The organism is Ilyobacter sp., from assembly GCF_041583315.1.
GTDB lineage: Bacteria > Fusobacteriota > Fusobacteriia > Fusobacteriales > Fusobacteriaceae > Ilyobacter.
Window position 1 is genome coordinate 1 of record NZ_JBFHGC010000199.1, and the last position, 4,693, is coordinate 4,693.

Consider the following 4,693-nt stretch of genomic DNA (forward strand, 5'->3'; position numbering starts at 1 on the left):
GGATTCTTGGTAGCTTTTATCTCTTTTGCCAGTTTTTCTGCCTTTACTTTCAGTTCTTCGACTCTCTTTTTATTTTCATTTTTTTTCAGCTTATTGTCCCAGTACTCTTTTCTCTCTGCTATTTTCCCCCGGTCACTTTGGTATTTTGCAGAAAGCTGACTTTCAAACCCGTTTACAACTCTGTCCAGTTCATTCTGTATTATTTCCCTAGGAGATAGTTTTTCAATATCACTTTTCTTCAGATTTACCATAAGTTCTTCATAAGAAGAGCTTTCTTTTGAGATCACCGGAGTCAGGCCTTCGACTCTTCCGTCCTTTTCTCTGGTTGTTCCCAACCTTACGCCTTTGAGAAAAACATCTTTTACAATCACACTTTCATCCAGTATCTCACCGAGGTCAACCTCTACAGATAGTCCTTCAGCCTCCAAAAGATTTTTACTGGTATCCCTTATATCCGATACCTGTATTCTTCCTGTTGTAAGTTTATTTCCAAAAACTCCGTAATTGAGTTTGTCCACTTCAACAATTGCCTTATTTACTTTGGTAGCTTCTCTTTCTACTATTCTTGTGATTATTATGTTTCTTATAAAATAAGCTGCAACTATAATAATTAAAATTACGAATATTATTTTTCCGGTTACTTTTTTTAACACTCTTCCATCTCCTTGCTGATTATATTTTTGACTTCAAAATTATTAGTCGTTGAAATAACCCTATTTGTTTAAAATTAATTACTGATTTAGCATAAGCCTGTTATTTTTTCTTAGCTCCTTTCTTTTGACAGACTAAAAAAGGTAAGCCTGTTTGCAAATTCAATAATTTCTTTCAACTTACTAGAATCAATTTTAATTTATTTATATTTTTTCAAAACTATTCTTGTCTTACCTTTTTTACTTACACCTGTCACCTCTTCGAAGAAAAATTTTCCTTTTCTTCTGACGGTAATTACATCGCCCTCTTTTATAGAAAGATCCTTTTCACGTTTCACTGAATAATTTACACTGACTGCACCCTCTTTTATCAGTTCTGTAGCCGTAGATCTAGATTTTTCAGTAACAGCAGACACTATACTGTCTAGACGAAGAGATGAAACCAGATACACCCCTTCTTCAAACTCCATTTCCGGAATATCCTTTTCCTCTGTCTCAGAAACAGTGACCCCTATCTTGCCTATAACTGTCAGATTGTTTTCCAGAAAATTATACAGGTCACTGAAAATAACCCCGTAACACATTCCATCCCGGACTATGAGGTCTCCCAGCATCTCTCTTTTTATCCCTAGTCCCATTATAGCAGCCAAAAAATGCCTGTGTTCCAATTCTTTGAATTTTGAACCACCTGTAATTTTGAAATATGTAAATGGGTAATCTTCATACCACTCTCCGCAATCAACTGGCTTTATCAGAATCACTCTCTTTTCAGATTCCTGTGTCACACCTTTACTCTCCACCTCTATACCCAGTGCATTTTTCATGGTTTCAAGGGTGCTCCACACCTCAGGTGGAAAAAACATCTTTGTATATATGGGATATTGTATTTTCTTGCACAGCTCCACATCCTCATAGAGTGACGCAAGTGCTCCTATATCATCCATTGTAAAATTATTTAAAAAGGATTTTTTATCCAATTTTTTTCACCTCGTAAGTTTATTTTAGCCAGGTTACCGGTTTTTATAGAACGGCTATTATATTGATTTTATATCATTTGTATGCTAAAATCAAATCACTTTATAACACAGGAAAGGTGATAAAAAAAAATGAACAGAATTGAAAAAAAATATCTGGCACCAAATGCTATAACAGCCGCGAATATGCTCTTAGGATATATAAGTATAACTATGTCCATCAAAGGAAATTTTACCCAGGCTGCTTGGTTTATTGTACTTGCAATGGTATGCGACGGACTAGACGGCCAGACTGCTAGAAGACTAGAAGCATATAGCGAATTTGGAAAGGAGTTTGATTCTTTCTGTGATGCTATCTCTTTCGGATTGGCACCTAGTATACTTGCTTACTCACTTTTAAATATTTATTCAAATATCACGCATATAATAATACCTATTTCTTTCATATACGCCCTGTGCGGTGTTATGAGACTTGTAAAATTTAACATTGTTACGACGGCATCAGATGAAAAAGATGATTTCAGCGGTATGCCTATCCCTACAGGAGCCGCAATAGTTTGCTCCTATTACCTTTTCAGTCATTATCTTTTTGGGAAACTTGTATATGTTGAAATTTTTCAGATCGTTACAATTATCTCAGCAATATTAATGGTTAGTACGATACCTTTTAAGACTCCTGACAAAACTTTTAAGTTTATTCCGAAAAAGCTCAGGATACCATTTTTTATAGTTGTCATCGCCACTATAAAATACAGCCTTTTCGTGGTAACTTTTACCTATGTTTTAATAAATCTTTTTCAGCATATGCAGAACATTAATTCAGCAGAAAATTAAATAAGAGCCGAGAGGCTCTTTTAATTTATTAAAAATAATAGTCGATTATTCCCTTTTCATTCAAATTATTTAATATTCATAATCTTTTTCGTTCTTGATACAGCTTATTCTTTATGTTATAATATAGCAAACACTGTAAAGTTCAAATTCACAAGGAGTGTACGGATTATGCCAAATAGTAACATCAGCGAAACTATGAAAAATTTGCGTCACAAAAAACTGGAGCTTTATTTTTTCGGGGCTCTTGTTGGGCTGTTTACGGGCATGGTTGTAGTTTTTTATCGTTTAGCCTTAAATTATGCAAGTGAACTCCATGAAATTGCCTTTACCGCACTGAAAAAAAACCTTTCACCTGGTAATATTTTTATAGCATTATTGCTTATGATTATTTTCTCACTTGCTTTAGGATATATTAATACATATATTCCAATGGCAAAGGGAAGCGGAATACCACAGGTAAAGGGAGTGCTCGTTAGACAATTGAAGTTTGATTGGTTAAAAGAACTCATTGCAAAGTTTTTTGGCGGAGTCGTAGCCATAGGAACAGGAATGTCTTTAGGAAGAGAAGGACCATCTGTTCATTTAGGGGCAGAGATCGGAAAGGGATTTTTCAAAGTCTTCAAAAGAGAGGATCCTGAGAGAAAATACCTTGTCTCCTGTGGAGCCAGTGCAGGTCTAGCAGCAGCATTTAACGCTCCTCTTGCAGGTGCCATCTTTTCTATAGAAGAGCTGCATAAATTTATGTCTCCTCTTCTCATCACATGTGTCCTCATAGCATCAGTAATAAGTGACTTTGTTTCAAAATATTTTTTTGGTTTAGAACCTGCTTTTACTATAAAAGTAGAAACCGGGTTCGATCTTCATGACTATTATCTTATAATTATCTTTGCACTATTAGTTACAATTATTGGAAAACTATTTGGAGACTGGCTGGTAAAATTTCAGAAGATATATGCTAAAGTTCCTCTTCCGACAATTATAAGGCCAATAATAGTAATCTCTATAGTTTTCATAGTCAGTCTTTTCTTTAGAGATGTTACAGGTGGAGGTCATCATCTTGCTGAAGAGATAATAAACCATCCTTTTTCTTATAAAACGCTTTTTGTGCTTTTAGGACTTAAATTTTTATTTACCCTTATCTGCTACTCTTCAGGGGCTCCCGGAGGTATTTTTCTCCCGATCCTTGTTATAGGTGCCATAAGCGGTAAAATTTATGGAATGCTCATGGTTGATTTCTTTGGTTACCAGGAAAGCTATATAATCTATTTTATAATTCTAGGTATGGCGTCTCTCCTCACAGCCGTCGTAAAAGCTCCCATCACAGGAACTATACTCATACTTGAGATGACAGGTTCATTCGAGCATTTTTTCCCGCTGATAACTGTGACAATGGTCACATTCCTCATAACGGAAATTCTTGAGATGATTCCCATATATGATACTCTTCTTGAACGGATGCTTGAAAATCACGAGGTCGAAGAAGGAGATATCCATAAAAAACTCACTATCCGAATACCAGTAGGTCCAGATTCATATTTTGAAAATAAAAAAATATGCGAAATAGTATGGCCCAACGAATGTCTGATTGTAGGTATAAAAAGGGGAGAAAGAGAGATTATTCCAAGAGGAAAACATAGCATCCTAAGCGGTGATGTTCTGATAATCCTTACCAATGAATCTACGGCTAAAAACATAAAATTAGATCTTTTAAAAAAAGCACAGGAAGTTTTACTATAAAAAACAGGTTGATTTTTTCAGCCTGTTTTTTTATAGTAATTTTCTACCTTATCAATAGCTTTATAAAGTTCAAAACAATATTTCAACTGTTAACGGACTTTATTTGATTCCCCCTTAAATGAACTAAGATATGAGGTAACAGGCACAGCAATAAGTATACCTATACTCCCACAAAGAGATCTCATTATTTCCACAGCCATAAATTCAAAATTCAGTATTCTTATAATAGGATACTCCGTTCTCTGCATCACCAGGAGCATCACAGTAAAAAGGGAACTTCCTATATAGGCTAAGATTAATGTATTTACCATAGTTCCTATTATGTCACTTCCTATATTCATTCCAGACTTGAATATCTCCATCTGATGAAGCTTAGGATTTTTTTGTTTAATCTCATCAAGTGCAGAGGATATAGACACCGCCACATCCATCACAGCACCCATACTTCCCAAAATAACACCTGCTGACACAAGTTCTCTTATTTTTATTCCCACTAGA

5 protein-coding genes are annotated in these 4,693 nt (G+C 35.1%); 2 read left to right on the top strand and 3 right to left on the bottom strand.

Annotation, left to right across the window (positions count from 1 at the left end):
- A partial coding sequence (locus tag ABZA26_RS08055; RefSeq protein WP_372714009.1) for a hypothetical protein occupies positions 1–653 on the bottom strand: 653 nt, incomplete at its 3' end.
- A gap of 197 nt (positions 654–850) precedes the next feature.
- Complete coding sequence (locus ABZA26_RS08060; protein ID WP_372714011.1) at positions 851–1,594, bottom strand: RNA-binding protein; 744 nt, start codon at positions 1,592–1,594, stop codon at positions 851–853.
- A 162-nt stretch (positions 1,595–1,756) separates the two neighbouring features.
- Between ABZA26_RS08060 and pssA the strand changes: the two genes are divergently transcribed.
- Positions 1,757–2,458, top strand: a complete 702-nt coding sequence (pssA, locus tag ABZA26_RS08065) for a CDP-diacylglycerol--serine O-phosphatidyltransferase (protein ID WP_372714012.1) — start codon at positions 1,757–1,759, stop codon at positions 2,456–2,458.
- Between the two features lie 168 nt (positions 2,459–2,626).
- Complete coding sequence (locus ABZA26_RS08070; protein ID WP_372714013.1) at positions 2,627–4,195, top strand: ClC family H(+)/Cl(-) exchange transporter; 1,569 nt, start codon at positions 2,627–2,629, stop codon at positions 4,193–4,195.
- 89 nt (positions 4,196–4,284) lie between these two features.
- Here the strand turns inward: ABZA26_RS08070 and ABZA26_RS08075 are convergent.
- Positions 4,285–4,693, bottom strand: a 409-nt coding sequence (locus ABZA26_RS08075; RefSeq protein WP_372714015.1) for a YibE/F family protein, incomplete at its 5' end; no start/stop codon positions are given.